Consider the following 19,176-nt stretch of genomic DNA (forward strand, 5'->3'; position numbering starts at 1 on the left):
CGGCCTTGGGTGGGCCCGCCTAGTGTGAGCCGGGTCGGCTGCCCTACGCCCTGCACGGATGGTGCCGGAATCAGATTCTTGCGATCGGCCCCATCAGGCACGTGACGCTGCCCGTCAAGCTGTTGCTCGCCACGATCCTGGGCGATACGCCGTGGGATGCGGTCACGACTGATGGCCCAAGGAGGAACCAAAGGCCAGGGGTGTCATGGTTCAAGCGAGTCGGTAATACGCGCGAGGGGAATTCCGAAGGCAAGAACCGTGACGGCGAGCCCCACGATCAGGTTGTTGGCCGTCAGGTAGGGGTTGATCCTGGCGAAGTAGATCACCCATGGCGAGACGGCCGTGTAGACGCCGGTCAGCAGGATGAGCCAGTCCACTGCATGAAGATGCCGGTCCCAGTCACATCCGTTCCTTCCAGCCGGCCCGGACCAGCCAGCCGTTGACCGGCCAGGCCGTGAAGAATCCAACGATCATGGCGACCTGCATCAGGAGCCAGTATGCGGCCGTGGTCTTGGCCAGCCCGGGCGTGAAGCTCCTGGTAGGCCCACATGCCGGCGAACAGGCCAACCTGGAACGCCGGAATGGAGAATGTGTCGGCCTTGACGGCGGCGAAGAGCCCCTGGGCCGGCCCGACGTCGCGCATGGGGACGATGGTGAAGTACTGGAAGCCGATGCCCAGCAGCCAGGCGAACGCGAAGTCCAGCAAGAAATCGGCGTACAGCGGCTTGCCGGCGATCGTCAGACCGCTCGCCCGTACCAGCCATTCGCCCGCGATGTCTCCCAGGACGCAGCCTGCGCCGCAGTGGCTGATGGTCTTCGCGGAGGTGACCCAGCCCGGCAGCTTCTCCGGATCCGGCTCACCCTGCTCCTCGATCACTGGCAGGGACGTACGCCGACCGTGGCGGACATAGAACCAGAGCGCGGCGGGACCCCGTACAGAGCTGTGATCGGGTACACCAGGTGCATGATCCACATGCGCTGCCGGTATCCGCGCAGTGTCATGTCCCCCATGATGGCCAGGCGCTCGCTCCTGCCACCGCGAGACTGGCCCAGCCGAGCGCCCTAGCCAAGGTGGAGGCGGGTGGTGTGGCTCCACTGCGTCACCTTTCGTGCAGACGTGCCGACGCCACGCGCCCCGGTCGCATGATGCGGATCTTGCGGCCCTCGCAATCGGGGCAGCGTGGCGACTGCAGCGGTGAAGGCACGAGCTTGCCGCCGAGGTGGTAGGCGGCAATGATCTGCCCGCGATCGTCCACCGTCACATCGATGTCGTACGCGCTTTCCCATCCGTGCCCGCAGTCGAGGCAGACGAACGAGTAGGCGCGCCGGACGTGCTTCGTGTCCACGGTTCACCTCCTTGGAGCGGAATGCCCATCGAGGCCCCTGTGCCCATTTTTGCACAATGCAAAAGAGTTCTCGGGTGTGGATCGCAACACCTGGGGAGGCGAGTTCAGGTGGTCGCGTGTACCGCGCGAAGGGCGCTCTGGTGGCTGAGCCACCCGACCGGCTTGCCCCGCTCGGAATCCAGGACGGGTACCCCGGTTCCGGCGGCCGACAGCAGGGCGTGCAGGGCCTGGGCGAGGGGCTGCTCCGTCGTGACGGTCGTCGGTGGCGCGGCGAGTCGTTCAACCGTCCGGGGCGCGGCGTCCGGTTGTTCCGCGAGGGCCTCGGCCACTGCCTGAGCCGTGACGACGCCGACGTACTCGCCGGTGTCGGCGACGACCGGGAGCGCGCCGTGGCCGGAGAGGCTCAGGAGGCCGGCGGCGTCGGCGAGGGCTGTCGTCGCGGGCAAGGGGGAGGGCAGTGGCTCCATGACGGCACCGACGTGCTGAGTGCCGATGGCCGCTCCGGGGGCGGGTCCTTCGAGGTCGATGCCGCGGCGGCGCAGCTTCAGGGTGTAGATGGTGTCCCGGGAGAGCAGGCGGCTCGTGGCGGTGGCCAGCACGATGGCCAGCATCATGGGCAGGATGATCGAGTACTCGCCGGTCAGCTCGAAGAGGATGACCACCGCGGTGATCGGTGCCCGGGCGGCTCCGGCGAAGGTGGCACCCATGCCGATCAGGGCGTACGCGCCCACCGCGCCGGCGGTGCCGGGCAGCAGGTGGTGGAGGCCGATGCCGTACGCGGAGCCCAGCATGGCACCGATGAACAGGCTGGGCGCGAAGACGCCGCCCGAGCCGCCGATGCCGATGGTGAGGCTGGTCGCCAGCATCTTGCCGGCCAGCAGCAGGAGCAGGAAACCGACCGCGTAGCCGCCTTCGGTCGCCTTCTCCAGGACCGGGTAGCCGACGCCGTACATCTGCGGGAGCGCCAGCAGCACCAGGCCGAGCAGCCCGCCGCCGACCGCGGGGCGCAGCCACTCCGGACCGCGCCAGAGCCAGTCGCAGGCGTCCTCGATCAGGTAGAGGAAGCGGGTGAAGCCCAGGCCGACGAGGGCGGCGACGATACCGAGCAGGGCGAAGAAGCCGTACTGGGCGAGGTGGTCGACGTGGAAGGCGGGCAGGGACAGGAAAGCCACGTCGCCGAAGGAGGCGCGCCCGATGACGCTCGCGGTGACGCTGGCCAGCACCGTCGCGCCGAACGCCTCCGCCGAGAAGGTGCCGAGGATCAGTTCCATGGCGAAGAAGACGCCGGCCAGGGGAGCGTTGAAGGTGGCCGCGATACCGCCCGCCGCGCCACAGGCGACCAGGAGCTTGGTCCGCCCCTCGGTCGCCTTGGTCACCCGCCCGAGGGTCGAGCCGAGCGCGGAGCCGATCTGTACGATCGGGCCCTCGCGGCCGACCGAGCCGCCGGAGCCGATGGTCAGCGCGGAGGCGAGCGTCTTGACGACGGCGACCTTGGGACTGATCTTCCCGCCGCGCTGAGCGACGGCCAGCATGACCTCCGGCACGCCGTGTCCGCGGGCCTCCTTGGCGAACCGGTTGACCAGCGGGCCGTACAGCAGACCGCCGATCACCGGGACGAGCAGCACGAAGTACGGGCCCAGCCAGGGCACGTGCGGATTGCTTGTGCCGGGGGACGCGGAGTAGTCGTTGTGACCGGACAGGAGGCGGGTGAAGGTCTTGATGCACCAGCGGAAGACGACCGAGCCGACGCCCGCACCGGCACCGACCACCGTGGCCAATGCCATGACACCCCACGAGGCGTTCCGTAGCCCCGCGAGCCTTCGCGCGGATTCGGCCCCGCCCGCTGCCGTGATGGGTCCGCGTGTCCTGTCCCTCGTCGCCGGTATGGCAGTCATTTATTTACCCCTTCCTACATTTGCATTATGCAAAACCAGTCAAGAGGGCACTTCATCTGTCCACCCATCGGGACCGGAGGGCCGCAGGCGATCGCAGCCTCGTGATGGAGGGGGCCAGGGGACACGTCAGGTCGGCGATCGCTGCCCAGCGCGCGCAGGCCCTTGCGAACAGGATCGCTGCTCGTCTTGACGTGCTAAGTTTTGCATACTGCAAAGTGTGTGGCGGCCGGTAGTTCGCTGAACGTGCCTGAGCATGAAGGTGGTGTGCGCCGATGAGGGTCGTCATCTGTGGGGCCGGTATCGCGGGGCTCGCCCTGGCCGGCCGTCTGCACAACGTGCTCGGCTGGGAGGTCGTGGTCCTGGAGAAGGCACCCCAGCCCCGCACCGAGGGCTACATGATCGACTTCTTCGGGCCCGGATACGACGCGGCGGAGGCCATGGGGATGCTGCCATGGCTGGATGAGCTCAGCTACCCGGTCTCGGAGGCTGCCTTCCTGGACGGGGACGGGCGGTGCCGTGCCCGGCTCCCGTACGGCCGGTTCGCCCGTTCCGTGCGTGGCCGGCTGCTGAGCATCATGCGGCCCGACCTCGAACTCGCCCTGCGAGAACGTCTGTCGTTCGCCGTCCGCCTGCGCTTCGGCGTCGGCCCGGCCAGTGTGGACGCACGGCCGGGTGGAATCCACGTCACCCTCACCGACGGCAGCGGCATCGACGCCGATCTCCTTGTCGGTGCCGACGGCCTCCACTCCACGGTGCGCACCCTGGTCTTCGGCGAGGAACACCAGTACGTGCGATACCTCGGCTACCACACGGCCGCATTCACCTTCCACGACCCTGAGGTGCACGAGCAGCTCGGTGACCGGTTCTGCCTCACCGACACCGTGGGCAGGCAGATGGGCCTGTACGCGCTGCGCGAGGACGAGGTCGCCGCCTTCACCGTGCACCGGGCCGCCGATCCCTCCCGCCCCGGCGACGCGCGCGACGCCCTGCGCCGCGAGTACGGCTCGCTCGGCTGGCTCGTGCCCCGCGCCCTGGCCCAGTGTCCTCCGTCCGCACAGATCTACTACGACCAGGTCGCGCAGATCGATCTGCCCAGCTGGAGCCACGGGCGGGTCGTGCTGGTCGGTGACGCCTGCCAGGCTGTGTCCCTGCTCGCGGGGCAGGGCGCCTCTCTGGCGATGGGCGGTGCGTATGTGCTGGCCGACCAGCTTTCCCGAGCTTCCCGGATCGAGGACGCTCTGCACGCGTACGAGCGGCTGTGGCGGCCCGTCATCAAGAACAGGCAGCGCGTCGCCCGCAGAGCCGCGCGCTGGTTCGTCCCCGAATCATCGCGGCAAGTGCGCGCCCGCCGGGCTGCCTTGCTGCTCGCAGGACTTCCTGGCGTGTGGCGTCTCGTCGGTAGCGCGCTTGCCGGTAGGCGACAACTCTCCTTGGGGTAATCCGCCGTGGTTCCGGCCTGAGTGAGCGCGGCGCCAGTCGTGGGCGTCGCGCGCAGCAGCGCAAGTCCCCACAGGCCATGAACAGTTCGTGCCGGGCTGGGGAGCCCGGCAATCCGGAGGGAATCGACATGCAGCCAAGTCCCCCGCTGGGCCCTGGCGCCTCGCCGCCCACCTGCGCAGAGTCCTGGACACTGCCGACTGGCCGTCTCTGACCGAGGTTCTGCACCCCAGCGTGCGGTGCTCTCGACCCGATGGGGCCGGTGCCGACTGCCGTGGCCACTCCGATGTCCTGAGCCGATGCGCTCGTCTCGACGGTCTCGGGGTGCGTGTGCGACGGAACCCGCACGGCCAACGCGCGAGCCACGTCCCCGGGCAGCGCCACGCTCGCCTCCGCCGACACCTACACCCCGGATCCGCACGGCCCGCCTTCGCGAGCCTCCGCGGAACGACGACGTCGACCGCACCTCGGCCTCACCGGTTCCGGTCGTCCTGAGGATGGCCCGCACGTTTCCCCCCGGTGGCTTCCGCATCGACCACCGCCAAGGGGCCCGTCACGACCTCGACCGGCGTCCACCCGTAAGCGGCCGAACCGTGGAGAGTGATTGCGATGGAAATGTCCACCCGGCGTGCATCGTCGTATGTCATGGCGTTGAACGTAGCGATGAACGTTCCCATCGGGATGCTCAATCGCCCCGGAAGGGGACGCCGAACGTGTTGCCGACCCTGTGGCCAGGTGTTCGGGTGTTTCCGCAGCGCCTCGCACGGTCCAAGTGAGGCACCACCCTGCAGCTCGAAGCCGGTTCAGGTCTTGTTCTGCGGAGCGATGCCCAGCGCCTGGCCTGTGGCTCATCAGCTCGCACGGGCAACGCCCGCGGAATGAGCGGCTGTAGGAGTGAACGGCTGTCTCGTTCGGCCCTGGGCGCATGGCTTGTAGTGAGTGCCCCGAGCGAGCCTGTCCGCCTGGGTGCGCGCGGACATTGCGGTGGGTGGTCACGGCGTGGCGATCGGCAAGTTCGCCCCGCACCGAGGGGCCCACGCCGTGGCCTCGGGCGTGATCCTGGTCTTCTGCGGTCTTCTGCCGTCTTCTGGTCAGCACCTACGGCACCATCCGGTAACGCTCGGGCGGCCGACAGCTGGAGTCCGGGACCTTCGCTCCGGCACGGTCGAGCGTGGTCACGACGGCCACCGTCATCACCGTCTTGGCCGTCATCGCCGTGGTGGTCCTGCTTTGAGCCGCTCGGCATCGGGTGAAGGTACGCGGGCCGGCATCCTCTCACGGTGCCGTCAGCCGCTCAGGGCGGCCTCGGCGTCGGGAACGGTGTCGAAGACCCGCAGGACCTGATCGGCTCCGGTCATGTCCAGGACGCGGCGCAGTGTGACCGGGACACAGGCCAGGACCAACGCCACCGCTGCCCTCTGTGCCTCGCGATGGGCTTCCAGCAGCACGTTCAGCCCCGCCGAGTCACAGGACGACACATTCGTCAGCTCGAGCACGACGGCCGGCTCCGCGCGAGCGATCAGCTGGTTCAGCCGCTCACGTAGTTCGGGCTGAGAGACATAGTCCATGGCGCCGTGGACCTTCGCCACCAGGCAGGGGCCCGAGCTGGTCGTCTCGACCGAGGGATGATCATCCACAACGCTTGTCCAACCTGCTCGCCCGGAAGCTGAGAAGAATGTTGTCGAGCCTATCCGGCAAGGCCCATCCTGTAGCGCTGGAGGACAGCGCGATCCCTTCGCCCCGGGACTCGGGCTTCCCGCCGCCCGCCGACGACTGGAACAGTTGCCGAGTGCCGCTAAGCGCTGTGCTCAACCCATGCCGGCGGCCACGGCGCGGAGGAGATCGAAAAGACCCTGCGTACTTTCCTGCCGCCGGACGCGCTGTGCCTCGATCTCATCGCGCCAACCGCCTACCCCAAAGACCGCACGCTCAGCGACGACGACATCGGCCGATCAGTACGGCCGGGTTGTTCGGTCCAGGCGGACAACGACGATGGCGATGTCGTCGTCGGCCCCACTGGCGACGTCGAGGCGGGCGAGGAGGGCGTCGGCGAGGTGTTCCGCGCCGAAGTCGGTGCAGGTGGCGAGCGTGGAGGTCAGACGGGTCAGGCCGGTGTCGATGTCCTCGTCTCTGCGTTCGATCAGGCCGTCGGTGTAGAGGATGAGGGTGTCGCCGGACATGTAGGTCGCGTTGGCCTGGGGGCGGGGGACGTGTTCGGGGCGGGCGCCCAGCGGCGGGTCGGTGGCCTGGTCGAGCAGCTCGCAGGTGCCGTCCGGGTGGAGCAGGACGGGTGGGGGGTGGCCGGCGCTGCTGTAGATGAGCAGTTGGCTGTGGCAGTCGACGAGGACCTGGACGGCGGTGGCGGCCAGTGCTCCCTCGACCGAGCGGGCGTACAGCCCCAGGACCTCCAGTGCCTGGGCGGGCCCGTGGACGGTGCGGGTGGCGGCGCTCAGTGCACTGCGGAGCCTGCCCATGACGGTGGCGGCCACCAGGCCGTGGCCGACCACGTCGCCGACCGCGACGGTGAAGCGGTCCGCGGGAAGGTCGACCGCGTCGTACCAGTCGCCGCACACGTTCAGGGATCCGGTCGCGGGCAGGTAGCGCACGGCGATGTTCGGGTGCCGGGCCAGGTCCGGCGACTGGAGCATGGCTTCTTGGAGGGCGACGGCGACGCGCCGTTCACGGGCGTGAGCCTGTCGCAGTTCCTCGTTGAGCCGTTGCAGTTGCCGCGCCCGGGCGTACAGCTCGGCTTCCATGGCCGCTTCCCGGCCGGGGCTGACCGCGGGCTGGTGCGTGGTGCGGCGGGCGCGGACGACGTCGGTCATGTCCTCGGAGCGGTGGATGACCCAGGCGACTTTGCCGTCCGCGCCGAGTACGGGCACGTTGATCGCGGTCCACCACCGCTCCTTGAACACCTCGGGGTTGCCGGAGACCGGGATGTCGTACTTCTGCAACGCCATGTGATCGGTATGGCCGGAGGCCAGGACGCGGTGCAGTGAGGCTTTCAGCGTCTCCACCCCGTCGGCCTCCGGGTCGGCGGGGTTGTCCGGGAAGGTGTCGAAGAGGTACTGCCCGAGCAGCTCGGCCCGGCTGCGTCCGGTCACCTCGCAGAAGGCCGGGTTGGCGTCGGCGATCACCAGGTCCGTGCCGAGTACCAGGCACGGGCTCGGAAGGGCGGCGAACACCCCGGGGTAGTTGATCTTCGGTGTCACACGCATTCCCTGCCAGTCGCTCGCTCTTCAATCTACGAAAGGTCCAGCCCCTACGCCCGCCGAGCCTGCTCTCGGGCAGTGGGTGACAGTTGCGTACGCCGATGGGGCGTATATCGCTGTGGCGTACGTTCTTGCCTTGCGGCGGTGTCGTTGGGGCTGTGTGGTGGCGTCGTGGGAAGAGGCGGAAGAGGCTTACCGGTGGCCAGTCGGTGCGGGCGGTCCGTTGCGGGCCGGACAGCTGCGCAGTGCATTGAGGAGGCGGATCGAGGGGGGGGCATCGCCCGGCGTCTGGGCGTACCCGACCACGGAGCTGCAAAGGCCGTCGACCTTGCACCCGGCTGCGCGTGTCTGCCGGGCCAGTCGTAACCTGCGGCCATGACAGAGATCCAGGCCGCATCCCCTCGTGAAGCCTTCGAGCTGCTGCTGGCCGGCAACCAGCGGTTCATCGCGGGTGCCCCGGAGCACCCGAACCAGGACGCCACCCGTCGCACCGAGGTCGCTCCGTCGCAGCGTCCGTTCGCCGTGCTGTTCGGGTGCTCCGACTCCCGCCTGGCGGCCGAGATCATCTTCGATCGCGGTCTGGGTGATCTCTTCGTGGTCCGCACGGCCGGCCACGTCATGGGTCCGGAAGTGATCGGCAGCATCGAGTACGGCGTCGAGGTGCTGGACTGCCCCCTGGTCGTGGTCCTCGGCCACGACTCGTGCGGGGCGGTCGGCGCGGCGTGCGCAGCGCTGGAGGACGGTATGGCGCCGGCCGGCTACATCCGGGACGTCGTCGAGCGTGTCACTCCCAGCGTGCTGGCGGCGCGGGCCGCCGGACGCGTGAGTGCCGACGAGATCCTCGCGGAGCACATAAAGCACACCGTCGGCCTGCTGCTGGACCGCTCCCGCCTCCTGGCCCAGCGGGTGGCCGACGGGCAGGCCGCTGTGGTGGGCCTGTGCTACAGCCTGGCCGACGGGACCGCACGTCTCGTCGCAGCCCGCGGCCTCGACCTGCCCGTCGCCTCGGCTCTGTAAGGAGCAGAGGCAGGGTCCTGCAGATCAGGCAGGAGATCGCCCGCCAGGGCCGCGCATGCGGTGGGCGCCCGGCAGGCGCATGATCAAGAACCCTGAGGCGTGATGTCCTGCGAATGCGGGTTCGGGGCTGGTTTTAACGGCTTCTTGACGTCTTGCTGTCGGAGCTTTGACGTAGAGTCTCGCCTCGGTGTGCCGGGAAGTCTGGTCGGCGATGCAACTCCGTCATCTGTTCCCCCGATCTGGAAGTCGCCGCCGTGAAAAGCACCCGCCCCAGCACAACCACCCCACACCCGGTCGTCACTGCCGGGCCGACCACCCCGGTCGCGCGGTGGAGGGCGCTGTTGCACGCCCGCCCAGTGCACAAACACAAGCGCACCCCGACCACACCGCGGCAGCTGCGACGGGAGTGGCTGACCGGGCTGATCCGGGAGGTCCAGACGCATCACGCGGAGTGCGTGGCGATTCTGGAGCCTGCGGACAAGGGCGCCTGACCTCGGGTTCGTGAGCCAGGCGCTTGTACCCATCAGGCGGCGACGAGCTCCTGCTCACGGTCCGGCGTCTTGACCTCGGGCTTCTTGTTCGGCAGCGAGAGCCGGAAGACCTTGCGCCACGCGGAGAACACCTGTTTGGGCAGCGGTCCGGTGACGTACTCCAGCTCGTACTTCTCGAACAGCGCGCGCACCTTCACCGCGACCTCGGCGTACCGGTTGCTCGGCAGGTCCGGGAACAGGTGGTGCTCGATCTGGTGCGACAGGTTGCCGGTCATGAAGTGCATGGCCCTGCTGCCGCTGATGTTCGCCGAGCCCATCATCTGGCGCAGGTACCACTGGCCGCGCGTCTCGTTCTTGATCGACCGGCGCTCGAAGACCTGTACGCCCTCGGGGAAGTGCCCGCACATGATCACGGAGTGGGACCAGATGTTGCGGACCAGGTTCGCGGTGAACGTGGCGGCGAGCGTGGGGAGGAACGACGGGCCCGACAGCAGCGGGTGGATCACGTAGTCCTTGAGCACCTGCTTGCGGATCTTGCGGCCCACGGCCTTGGCCCGCGCGCGGAACTCCGGGTTCTTGCGGCGCCGCTTGTGCAGGTTCTTGCCGAGCTGCAGGTCGTACGCCGCGATGCCGTACTCGAAGAAGCAGGCGTTGATGAAGTTCCACAGCGGCTGACCGAGGTGGAACGGGTGCCACTCCTGGTCCTCGTCGACGCGCATGATGCCGTAGCCGAGGTCGTTGTCCTTGCCGATCACGTTGGTGTACGTGTGATGCAGCTCGTTGTGCGAGTGCTTCCACTGCTCGGACGGCGAGACGTGATCCCACTCCCAAGTGGTGGAGTGGATCTTCGGGTCCCGCATCCAGTCCCACTGGCCGTGCAGGACGTTGTGGCCGATCTCCATGTTGTTCATGATCTTCGCCACGGACAGACCGGCGGTGCCGAGCAGCCACGCCGGCGGGAAGATCGAGAACAGCAGCACGCCCCTGCTGACCAACTCGAGCTTGCGCTGCGCCGAGATGACCCTACGGATGTAGGCGGCGTCTTTCTCCCCGCGGCCGGCGATCACCTCGTCGCGGATCGCGTCCAGCTCGCGGCCCAGCTCCTGGATCTGCTCCGCCGTCAGGTGGGCGGTGGGGTCAATGGCGGTCAAAGTGCTCCTACCGTTCGATGTCGCAAGGGCCCGCCGCGGCGGACACACAGGTCTGGATGAGGACGCCCGGCTCGGCCTCGGTGATCTCGCCGGTGCGCAGGTCGCGGACGGCGCCCGCCTTGAGCGGCGTGACGCAGCCGAAGCAGATGCCCATACGGCACCCGGACGGCATGAGCACGCCGGCCTCCTCGCCGACGTCCAGCAACGGCGTGGCTCCGTCCGAGTCGACGGTCTTGCCGGTGGCGCTGAACGTGACCTCGCCGCCGTCGCCGGCGACGACGATGCTGGGGCGGAAGCGTTCGGTGTGCAGGCGCACTTGGACGCCGTGCCCGCTCCAGTGCTCCTCGGCGGCGTCAAGCAAACCCGCGGGTCCGCAAGCCCAGGTCTCGCGCTCGGCCCAGTCGGGCACGAGTTCGTCGAGACGGGCGATGTCGAGCATGCCGTCCGTGTCGGTGTGCACCTCGATGAGCCGCAGGTTCTGGTCGGCGACCAGATCGTGCAGTTCGTTTCGGAAGATCACGTCCTGCGCCCGTGGCGCGCAGTGGACCATGACGACGTCGTCGAACTCGATGTCGCGCAGCATGCCCATCACGGGCGTGATGCCGCTGCCGGCCGTCAGGTAGAGCACCTTGGCGGGCTTGGCCGGCGGCAGCACGAAGTCACCGGTCGCCTGGTCGAGCTGGATCAGCGTGCCCGGTTTCGCCCGGCGGACCAGGTGGTTGCTGACCTTGCCGTCCGGGATCGCCTTCACGGTGATCGTGACGCGGCCGTCCTGGCGGTTCGTCGGCGAGGTGATGGAGTAGGCACGCCACAGGCGTACGCCGTCGACGTCGACCCCGATCCGCACGTACTGACCGGCTGTGTGGCCGCGCCAGCCCCGGCCCGGCCTGATCACGACAGTCGCGGCGTCATCCGTCTCGGGGTGCACGGCCTCGATGCGCCCCCGCAGGTCGGCGCCCGCACGCAGCGGGCTGACCAGGTCGAGGTAGTCCGACGGCAGCAGCGGCGTCGTGACCATCTCCAGCAGTTTCCACGCCCTGCTGCGCAGGGCTGCACTCGTCATGACTCCAGCTTGCTGCGTCTCAGGGCGTAAAGTCCTGACCGTAGGACGTGAATCTGGTGGGTGGAATTGTTCGCAGGGAATAAAAACGTGAGTCGTGTAACCCAGAGGGCCAGCGAACTGGCCCTGGATGAGACGACGGTCACCGCACTTCGGGCCGCGCTGAAGACCACCGCCGACGAGGTCGTCCAGGCGATCATCGACGAGGTCCCTCCCTACGCCAACGCACTGACGGGCCACATGGGCGCCACCATCCGCCGAGCCGTCCGCACCGCCCTCGGGCACTACCTGGACCTCGCGAGCGGGAACGCCACAGGCGGCGACGGCGGTGACGCGGCCTACGAGCTGGGCCGCGGCGAGGTGCGCGACGGCCGTTCGATGGACGCCCTGCTCAGCGCCTACCGCGTCGGCGCCCGCGTGGCCTGGCGATGCCTGGCAGCGGGCGCCGTGTCCGCAGGTCTGCCCGCCGCCGAGGTCGCCAAGTTCGCCGAGCTGACCTTCGCCTACATTGACGAGCTCTCCGCCGCGAGCGCCGCGGGCCACGCCGACGAACTGGCCGCCCGGGGCAGGGCCCACGAGCGCCACCTGGAACACCTGGCCCGCGACCTCCTCGCCGGCGCGAGCCCGGACGTGCTGCTGGCCTCTGCTCAACGGGCCGGATGGCAGCCTCCGGTTACGCTGACGGCCGTCCTGCTGCCCGCCGCCCAGGCCCGGCCCGCCTACCGCACACTCGACCCGAGCACCCTCGTCCTCGACGATCTGCCGGACGCCACCGGTGTGCTGCTCGTCCCCGATTCCGACCGATCACATCTCGTGCGGCAGCTGACCGACCGCACCGCCGTGGTCGGCCCGGCCCGGCCATGGACTCGTGCGTCATCCTCGTACGCACGAGCCGCACGCGCGCGCTCCCTCTCCTCTGATATCCGCGACACCGAGGACCACCTGCCCGAGCTGGTGCTGAGCGCCGACGTGGACGCGTTCGCAGACCTGCGTGCCCGAGCCCTCGCACCGTTGCGCACCTTGCCTGTCGCGACCGCACGGCGGCTGGAGGAGACGTTGCGGGCGTGGCTGCTGCACCAGGGCAGGCGGGACGAGGTGGCGGCGGCGTTGTTCGTCCATCCCCAGACAGTCCGGTACCGGATGTCGCAGCTGCGGGAGCTGTTTCCGGATCTCGCATCGCCGCACCGGGTCCTTGAACTGACGCTGGCGGTCGGTCTTCGGGCCAGTTGACGCGTACTTCGACCGTCCACGAACTCCCGGCGGATCCCGGCATCGTGCTCGGTGTCTACCGGACGTCCTTGCAGCCGGGACGGCTCGGGTGAGCGACGCGATCAAGGTGCAGCAGGTCGGCTTACAGGGAGCGTTCCACCACGAGTCGCCCACCTGTCGATCCGCCAGGCCCGCGTCTCGCACGACCAGCCACACCCGGTCGCGACTGAGCGGGCGTTGGCCGAGAAGGACGCCGGTCGCGTCGAGCAGGGTGTTGGCGAAGGCTGGAGCGACCGGGTTGAAAGGGCGGACTGTCGGCCGTGACGCCCCGTTTGACTCCCTGGGCACCCACATGCATGGCGATGGGCCAGGAAATGGGATCTGACCTCGGGTTTTCCGAAGATCGCTCAGGTGGACGTCTTTCCGATGACCCACCAGGTCGGTGTGCCGCGATTGAACCGGTCGCGAAGAGCCCCTGAACTGCGGTTGTGGGCGCTCAATGTGCGGTGTGGGCGTTCAGTAGGTGGGACCGTAAGGGCTCCAGTGCCCGAGGAAGGGTTTCAGGTCGTCGGCTTGTGGCTCGGGAATGTCGGGCAGCCGGGGCGGTGTGTTCAATGGGTCGAGGCGTTCAACGGTGGCCGCTGCCCAGCTGATCCATTCCTCGGCTTCGGTTCTGGCCTGGCCCGGAGGCATGTCCTCGACTCGCGTGTGTACGGTGCTCACGTATTGGGTCAGTCGGGTGGCGTGTCGCCATGCCGCTTCCTGGGCTTCGAGGTGCCGGACGCGGTACGCCTCTGCGTACCGGATGCGGGCTTGTTCCATGGCGGCTTCCCAGCGGATGCGCTTCTGGCGTGCCGCTTCGGCCTCGTCCTGGCGTCTGCGTTCGGCGGCTTGGCCGCGAAGCGTGACCTCCTGTGCGATCTCGGCGAGCTGCTGTTCGAGGGCGCGGCCGGGAGCGTCGGCCCATTCGCTCGCTCGGTGTGGCTGGCCGCCGCTGAGGATGATGCGGAGGCGTTCGGACGGGGTGTAGTCGAAGCGGGGGATTCTGACCCAGGAGTGCTTCTTGGCGTCGGCGAGTTCCTTCTCGGTGGCGACGTGCTCGGCCCGGTCCTGCTCCTGGAGGACGACAAACCCCACTGTCTGGCCCTGTGCGGTGATGGTGAAGTGGGGATTTTCCCTGCGGCGGCGATGAGGTGGAGGCGCGAAGCCGGTCTGCCCGGCCGAGCAGGTGTGTCCGTCGGCCTCGGCGGCGGTGATCAGTGCCTGGATGAGCCGGAGAGCGCGTCCTTGGACGGGCTTGGTCAGGCCCAGCGGCTGGCGTTCGTTCTGCATGGCCCGCACCACGGTGTGCGGCCGAGTCAGCCGCGAGGGCACGGGGACGGGGTCGAGGACGGCAAGGCGCCAGGCGGGGATGTCGACGAGCTTGATCTCGTACCCGTCGCGGCACCAGTTTCCGTACAGCTCCTTCGTCTCCGGAACCCTTCCGGACCTGCGTGCGGCGGCGACGCGGGACGGCCACTTCTCCAAGCCGGGACCGCTGCCGCTCTTGACGATCCTGCCGCCGGCCTCTGCGAGCTCCTGTAACAGCTGCTCCGTGAGCGTCACACGAGGATGTGAGGGAGGGCTTGGCTTCCGCTCGGTGGCCGGAGTTGCCTGTGCTCGGGTGGACTTAGGTCGTGGACCGGCGGCCTGGGTCTTCCGCGGGCGTGATCCGCGGGGAGGGTACGTGCCGTGCGCCAGGTAGTGCCGACCGGCGCTTGTCAGGGCGACGCTCCACTGCCCGGCCTTCCGGGAGACCGTCACCAGGCCCCGGTTGTGGAGTGCCTGGCAGGTGGTCTTGTAGGAGCTTGTGTTCCATACGCCTGCAGGGCACCCGGCTCCCACCCACTGCAACACCGACAGCTGCCGCTCATTGACCCGCCGTTCCAATGGTCCGCCTTCGACTCGAGGTGACGCACGACGGCGGCATGGTGCCAGTTCCGGTGGTAGGCGACCGGTGCTTCGAGTCACTTCGCTCGAACGAGCGGGCTGACGTGGCTGGAAGCCGGTTGGGCCGAGAACCGTAGGTGGGTGCCTGTCCTACGGCGGGGTCTGACTCCTGAGATCTCTGACCGAGGTGTCCTGATCACACTGTGTCGACCGCCGGCCAGGGGACTGCGCACTGTTGGTCTCGGGCTGATGGACGTGTCTCGATAGGGGCTTGCCGGAAGGCGTCATCACGATTCTGACCGTCCGCACGGCCCGCTACCGGCTACGCGATAAGCCGTCGGCCTGAAAGGGAACGAGCATGACCGGCACGTCCACCGCTTCGCGTCCTCGTCGGCGTCGGCCGGCGAGGGAGGTGGTCCTGGGAGTGGACACGCACCGGGATGCCCATGTGGCCGCCGTGCTCTCCCTGGTGGGGGAAGTTATCGGCACCCAGGAGTTCCCGGCCAGCGCGGCCGGCTACCGCAACCTGCTGGGGTGGGCCAGGGCGTCGGGTACGGTGCGGCGGGCCGGAGTGGAAGGGACCGGTTCCTTCGGGGCGGCCCTGTCCCGCTAACTGCTGGCCCAGGGCGTGGACGTCTTCGATGTGAACCGGTTCGACCGGGCCGACCGACGACGGCGAGGCAAGTCCGACCCACTCGATGCCGAGAACGCGGCCCGGGCGGTGCTGAGCGGGCGGGCGCGCGCCCAGGCCAAGACGGGTGATGGGCCAGTGGAGATCGCCCGCATGTACAAGCTGGCCAAGGACTCGGCGGTCAAGGCCCGCACCCAGGCGATCAACCAACTCAAGGCTGTCCTCATCCGTGCCGATCCGCAGCTGAGAGAGGAACTTGCCGGGCTGGGCAACGCAGAACTTTTCCGCACCTGCGCCAGGCTCGTCGACGACAGCCTGAACCACGAGACCGGCGGGGGAGCGGTGCTTCACGCCGCCCACGTCACCCTGGGACTCCTGGCCCGGCGCATCAGGCAGCTCAGCGACGAGGTCCAGGACCTGGAAGGCCGCCTGACCCGGTTGGTGGAGCGCCACGCTCCGCAGCTGCTCGAGGTGGTGGGCATCGGTCCGGACACAGCCGTCACTTTGCTGATCACGATCGGGGACAACCCGGAACGCCTGGGCAGTGAGGCGTCGTTCGCGGCGCTGTGCGGGGTCAGCCCCGTCGAGCGTTCCTCGGGCAGTCGGCAGTACCGGCGCCTCAACCGGGGCGGCGACCGGCAGGCGAACGCGGCCCTGCACCGGATCGTGCAGACCCGCCTGCGCGTCGATCCGCGTACCCAGGAGTACTACGAACGCCGGAGCAAGGAGGGGAAGACCCGGCGCGAGATAGTCCGAAGCCTCAAGCGCTACGCGGCCCGGGAGGTCTTCCACCTGGTCAGACCTGTGCAGTTGCAACCCCCGTCATAGGGGCAGTCATGAGACGTGAGAGGGTCTGGGGCGTGAGTGAGACACCCCCGAACACCCTGCAATACCGCTTTGACGGGCCAGAAGACGCTCCGGTCCTGATCTTGGGTCCCTCACTGGGTACCACATGGCACAGGTTGTAAAGACCGTCCAGGGACGTCTACACCAGTCCGGCGCGGGCAGGAAATTGCAGGTCATAGCGTTTTGGTCCGGGACGGTCTGCCCAGTTGGTGATTGCGGTGTGACACGAGAGTGATACGGCGAGGCCCCACCGAGGCCCGTCGTGGCGGGGTCGCTGCGCGGATCCGTGAGACGGCGAAGCCACACCGGAGCACTCGGGTGCGGCTCCTCTGTCGAGATCGAACGCGCTGGCTGCGCGCGATGCGGTCGGTGATTCGTACGATCCGCGTGCCTGTGACTCTCTCGGGTGTCTGATTCGCGATCGCACCCGCTCATCCGTCCGTACGAGGGGTGCGGCCCCTCCCAGTGCGACCGGGTCGGTGAGTGCGGGAGGCCGGATCGGCTGGCTGGCCACCGGCAGTTGAACTGGGATGGCTTCACTCCAGTCTGCAGCGCGCGGCAGGCGACGAGCCTAGCTACGTTCGGCTTTATGCGCTTCGCGTTTCTCCCAAGTTTCGACGAATGGGAGTGGCGCGCGCCTGGTCGATGAGTTGTTTACTCGGGTGCCCGGTCAGGAGATCGTGTTGTCTGCGTGGGACCGGGAACTGTACGAAGTGTGGCTCAAGCTCGGATTTGCTCACGTCCCTGAACCCGGTGCAATTCAGGGGATGCGGATACTGCGGTGACATGGTGCGCTGGCCGGTAGCTGCTTCGATCTGAAGGATTAGGCATCGTCCGCCCGCTCTCATCGCGGACCGGCAAGGCCGGGGAATTCCCCCGCGGATCACGTTGGGCACAGGCGGTCCAGACTGCACGTGATTGCTGGCCTCCATTAGCCGCAGTCACGCACTGATTGACGGCAGACAAAGGCACTGCTCGGCTTGCCGTGACGTCGGGTCTTGCCTGCGCAGCCAGCGCCAGCACGTGGAACCGGTGGGCCTGGCGCCGGCGTGCGATCTCGCCGGTGACCAACCGCGGCGGCTGCATCGGTCTGCCAGAGGCGACGCTGCACAACACCGGCGACACCGTGCTTGCCCTCGTCCAGCGGCGTTCAGACGCACCTAGACGGACTCGAACGCGTGACGGGATCGATGTCCGGCCGTTGGGTCGGCCAACTGTCGCGTCATGCTTTGCAGCGGTCATGCCGATGCCGGGAGACAGTCAGTATCACTGGCCGCGCGCTGCTGACCAGTGCATCTGCGTCTGTGTTCAGGTCGCGTTCAGGTCCGGCGGAGCCTTGGGCAACTCCCGTACCGGAAGCGCCAAAACTCTGGCAAAGGGGTCTGGGGCGAGCGCCGGGCACCGTGTCATGGTGCCTGCCATGTCGACTGATCACCTCACTCACAACCGGCCCGCGGGCCACATCCGTCACGCGGCGAGCAAGGTGCCGGAGGTGACCGTCTACTTCTGGATCATCAAGGTGCTGACCACCGGGATGGGCGAGACGGCGTCCGACTTCCTGGCCCACCTGCTCGGCCCGGTCCCCGCCGTGGGCCTCGGCGGCGTCGCCCTGGTGGCCGCTCTGGCGGTGCAGTTCGCCGTTCGTCGGTACGTGGCCTGGGTCTACTGGACGGCGATCGTCATGGTCAGCGTGTTCGGCACGATGGCCGCCGACGTCCTGCATGTCGGCCTCGCCGTGCCGTACACGTTCTCGACCCCATTCTTCCTGGCCGCGCTGGCCGTCGTCTTCGTCCTCTGGTACCGCAGCGAGCGCACCCTGTCCATCCACAGCGTCCACACCCGGCGCCGCGAGAGCTTCTACTGGGCCGCCGTGCTGGCCACGTTTGCGCTGGGCACCGCCGCGGGCGACCTCACCGCCTCGATCGGCCTCGGTTACCTGGGTTCCGCGGTCCTGTACGCCGCCGCGATCGCCGTCCCGGCTGTCGCTCACCGGTGGGGGAGCATGAACGCGGTCGCCGCGTTCTGGGCGGCGTACGTCATCACCCGCCCGCTCGGTGCCTCGGTCGCCGACTGGATGGCCCTGGGCCACGGCCGGGGCGGGCTCGCGCTGGGCCTGGGGCCGGTCACGCTGTCCTGGACGGTGGCGATCCTCGGCTTCGTCGGCTACCTGGCCGTCTCCCGCAAGGACGTCCAGCGCGACATCGCACCGTGATGTCCGGGTGGCGTTGACCGCGGCACGGTCACCCGGCAGGCACGCCCACCACGAACCGTGCCCCGGGAGTGTGTCCGCGGTCGTACGTCACCTCGCCGTCGGCGAAGCGGGCCAGACGTCGTGCCAGCGGCAGACCCAGGCCCACTCCGCCGTGTCCGTCACCGGGATCCGTGCGCCGGCCGGGCTCGAAGAGCTGTCCGGCGAACGGGGGCGGTACGCCGGGGCCGTCGTCGATGACATCGATGCGCACGCCGTCGGGTGCGCGGTGGGCGCGAACGGCGATGTGTGAGCGGGCGTAACGGCAGGCGTTGGACAGGAACGGGCTGACGATGCGTTCGAGGAGGGCGGGTGGGACTCCGGCCTTCAGTGGCGGGCCGTCAGCGGCAACCGTCAAGTGGGATGGCATGCCGAGGACTTCGGTGAGGCGTCGCAGCGTGGGGAGGACCTCGGTGGTGCCGGGAGCGGTGAGTGTGCCGCCGCGGGCGTCGTCGAGGAGGGTGTCGCAGATGGTGCGCATGGTCTGGGCGGCTTCCGCGATTACCTTGTGGGTGGCGTGGGTCTCGGCGGTGCGGGGATGGGTCTGCCACCAGTCGAGTTCGGCGATGATCCGGCTGAGGGGTGTGTGCAGCTCGTGCGAGAGTTCCCCGGTGAGGTGCCGCTCGTGGCGCAGGAGGGTGCGGATGCGGTCCAGTATGGCGTCCAGTGAGGTACCGAGGCGCGCTGATTCGGCCGGGTGCCGC

The 19,176-nt window shown here is 68.6% G+C and carries 14 protein-coding genes and 2 pseudogenes; 5 read left to right on the forward strand and 11 right to left on the reverse strand.

Going from position 1 to position 19,176, the window contains the following annotated elements; all coding sequences use genetic code 11:
* Window positions 1–203: 203 nt before the first annotated feature.
* The 4 genes from AQJ66_RS36860 to AQJ66_RS02265 form a co-directional block, all read right to left on the reverse strand.
* Window positions 204–377 carry an SPW repeat protein gene (locus AQJ66_RS36860; protein WP_159052525.1) on the reverse strand — a complete coding sequence of 58 codons (174 nt, stop codon included), beginning with the start codon at window positions 375–377 and terminating at the stop codon, window positions 204–206.
* Complete coding sequence (locus tag AQJ66_RS40915) at window positions 356–877, reverse strand: DUF4396 domain-containing protein (protein WP_425264254.1); 522 nt, start codon at window positions 875–877, stop codon at window positions 356–358. Before AQJ66_RS40915 ends, AQJ66_RS36860 begins: the two co-directional genes overlap by 22 nt.
* A gap of 223 nt (window positions 878–1,100) precedes the next feature.
* The gene (locus AQJ66_RS02260; protein WP_061915561.1) at window positions 1,101–1,346 is read right to left on the reverse strand and encodes a hypothetical protein; all 246 of its coding nucleotides are present in this window, start codon (window positions 1,344–1,346) and stop codon (window positions 1,101–1,103) included.
* 104 nt (window positions 1,347–1,450) lie between these two features.
* Window positions 1,451–3,130: a chloride channel protein gene (locus tag AQJ66_RS02265; protein ID WP_208611259.1), complete on the reverse strand. Its 1,680-nt coding sequence runs from the start codon at window positions 3,128–3,130 to the stop codon at window positions 1,451–1,453.
* A gap of 383 nt (window positions 3,131–3,513) precedes the next feature.
* Here AQJ66_RS02265 and AQJ66_RS02270 point away from each other — a divergent pair, with 383 nt between their 5' ends.
* Window positions 3,514–4,680, forward strand: a complete 1,167-nt coding sequence (locus tag AQJ66_RS02270) for an FAD-dependent monooxygenase (protein ID WP_061915567.1) — start codon at window positions 3,514–3,516, stop codon at window positions 4,678–4,680.
* A 471-nt stretch (window positions 4,681–5,151) separates the two neighbouring features.
* Here AQJ66_RS02270 and AQJ66_RS02275 read toward each other — a convergent pair whose 3' ends face one another.
* The 3 genes from AQJ66_RS02275 to AQJ66_RS02285 form a co-directional block, all read right to left on the reverse strand.
* Window positions 5,152–5,325, reverse strand: coding sequence for a hypothetical protein (locus AQJ66_RS02275; protein WP_208611260.1), 174 nt, complete (start codon window positions 5,323–5,325; stop codon window positions 5,152–5,154).
* 639 nt (window positions 5,326–5,964) lie between these two features.
* Complete coding sequence (locus AQJ66_RS02280; protein ID WP_061915573.1) at window positions 5,965–6,315, reverse strand: STAS domain-containing protein; 351 nt, start codon at window positions 6,313–6,315, stop codon at window positions 5,965–5,967.
* Between the two features lie 315 nt (window positions 6,316–6,630).
* Entirely contained in the window at window positions 6,631–7,890 is a 1,260-nt protein-coding gene (locus AQJ66_RS02285) for a SpoIIE family protein phosphatase (RefSeq protein WP_107118830.1), read from the reverse strand.
* Between the two features lie 375 nt (window positions 7,891–8,265).
* On the opposite strand from AQJ66_RS02285, the gene AQJ66_RS02290 reads away from it, so the two are divergent.
* Entirely contained in the window at window positions 8,266–8,907 is a 642-nt protein-coding gene (locus AQJ66_RS02290) for a carbonic anhydrase (RefSeq protein ID WP_061915579.1), read from the forward strand.
* 523 nt (window positions 8,908–9,430) lie between these two features.
* Here AQJ66_RS02290 and AQJ66_RS02295 read toward each other — a convergent pair.
* Both AQJ66_RS02295 and AQJ66_RS02300 read right to left on the reverse strand, forming a co-directional pair.
* The gene (locus tag AQJ66_RS02295; protein ID WP_061915581.1) at window positions 9,431–10,549 is read right to left on the reverse strand and encodes a fatty acid desaturase family protein; all 1,119 of its coding nucleotides are present in this window, start codon (window positions 10,547–10,549) and stop codon (window positions 9,431–9,433) included.
* A gap of 7 nt (window positions 10,550–10,556) precedes the next feature.
* On the reverse strand, window positions 10,557–11,612 hold the full coding sequence (locus AQJ66_RS02300) for a ferredoxin reductase (RefSeq protein WP_061915584.1): 1,056 nt from the start codon (window positions 11,610–11,612) through the stop codon (window positions 10,557–10,559).
* Between the two features lie 87 nt (window positions 11,613–11,699).
* Between AQJ66_RS02300 and AQJ66_RS02305 the strand changes: the two genes are divergently transcribed.
* Window positions 11,700–12,839, forward strand: coding sequence for a PucR family transcriptional regulator (locus AQJ66_RS02305; protein ID WP_061915587.1), 1,140 nt, complete (start codon window positions 11,700–11,702; stop codon window positions 12,837–12,839).
* 495 nt (window positions 12,840–13,334) lie between these two features.
* On the opposite strand, the gene AQJ66_RS39855 is transcribed toward AQJ66_RS02305, so the two are convergent.
* The gene (locus AQJ66_RS39855; protein WP_244162717.1) at window positions 13,335–14,423 is read right to left on the reverse strand and encodes a hypothetical protein; all 1,089 of its coding nucleotides are present in this window, start codon (window positions 14,421–14,423) and stop codon (window positions 13,335–13,337) included.
* A 682-nt stretch (window positions 14,424–15,105) separates the two neighbouring features.
* Here AQJ66_RS39855 and AQJ66_RS36865 point away from each other — a divergent pair.
* A pseudogene (locus AQJ66_RS36865) lies at window positions 15,106–16,206 on the forward strand (IS110 family RNA-guided transposase).
* A 1,438-nt stretch (window positions 16,207–17,644) separates the two neighbouring features.
* Window positions 17,645–18,436, forward strand: a complete 792-nt coding sequence (locus AQJ66_RS02325; RefSeq protein ID WP_061915592.1) for a COG4705 family protein — start codon at window positions 17,645–17,647, stop codon at window positions 18,434–18,436.
* Window positions 18,437–18,464: 28 nt separating this feature from the next.
* Here AQJ66_RS02325 and AQJ66_RS02330 read toward each other — a convergent pair.
* A pseudogene (locus AQJ66_RS02330) lies at window positions 18,465–19,175 on the reverse strand (sensor histidine kinase); the annotation flags it as partial.
* Window position 19,176: the final 1 nt, after the last annotated feature.

Origin of the sequence: Streptomyces bungoensis (assembly GCF_001514215.1) — a bacterium.
GTDB lineage: Bacteria > Actinomycetota > Actinomycetes > Streptomycetales > Streptomycetaceae > Streptomyces > Streptomyces bungoensis.

Excerpts from the sequence above, each read along its gene's own strand:
- AQJ66_RS02265 (WP_208611259.1), bottom strand. The coding sequence starts at position 3,130 with ATGGCATTGGCCACGGTGGTCGGTGCCGGTGCGGGCGTCGGCTCGGTC.
- AQJ66_RS02300 (WP_061915584.1), bottom strand. The coding sequence starts at position 11,612 with ATGACGAGTGCAGCCCTGCGCAGCAGGGCGTGGAAACTGCTGGAGATG.
- AQJ66_RS02325 (WP_061915592.1), top strand. The coding sequence starts at position 17,645 with ATGTCGACTGATCACCTCACTCACAACCGGCCCGCGGGCCACATCCGT.
- AQJ66_RS02290 (WP_061915579.1), top strand. The coding sequence starts at position 8,266 with ATGACAGAGATCCAGGCCGCATCCCCTCGTGAAGCCTTCGAGCTGCTG.
- AQJ66_RS02275 (WP_208611260.1), bottom strand. The coding sequence starts at position 5,325 with ATGACATACGACGATGCACGCCGGGTGGACATTTCCATCGCAATCACT.
- AQJ66_RS02270 (WP_061915567.1), top strand. The coding sequence starts at position 3,514 with ATGAGGGTCGTCATCTGTGGGGCCGGTATCGCGGGGCTCGCCCTGGCC.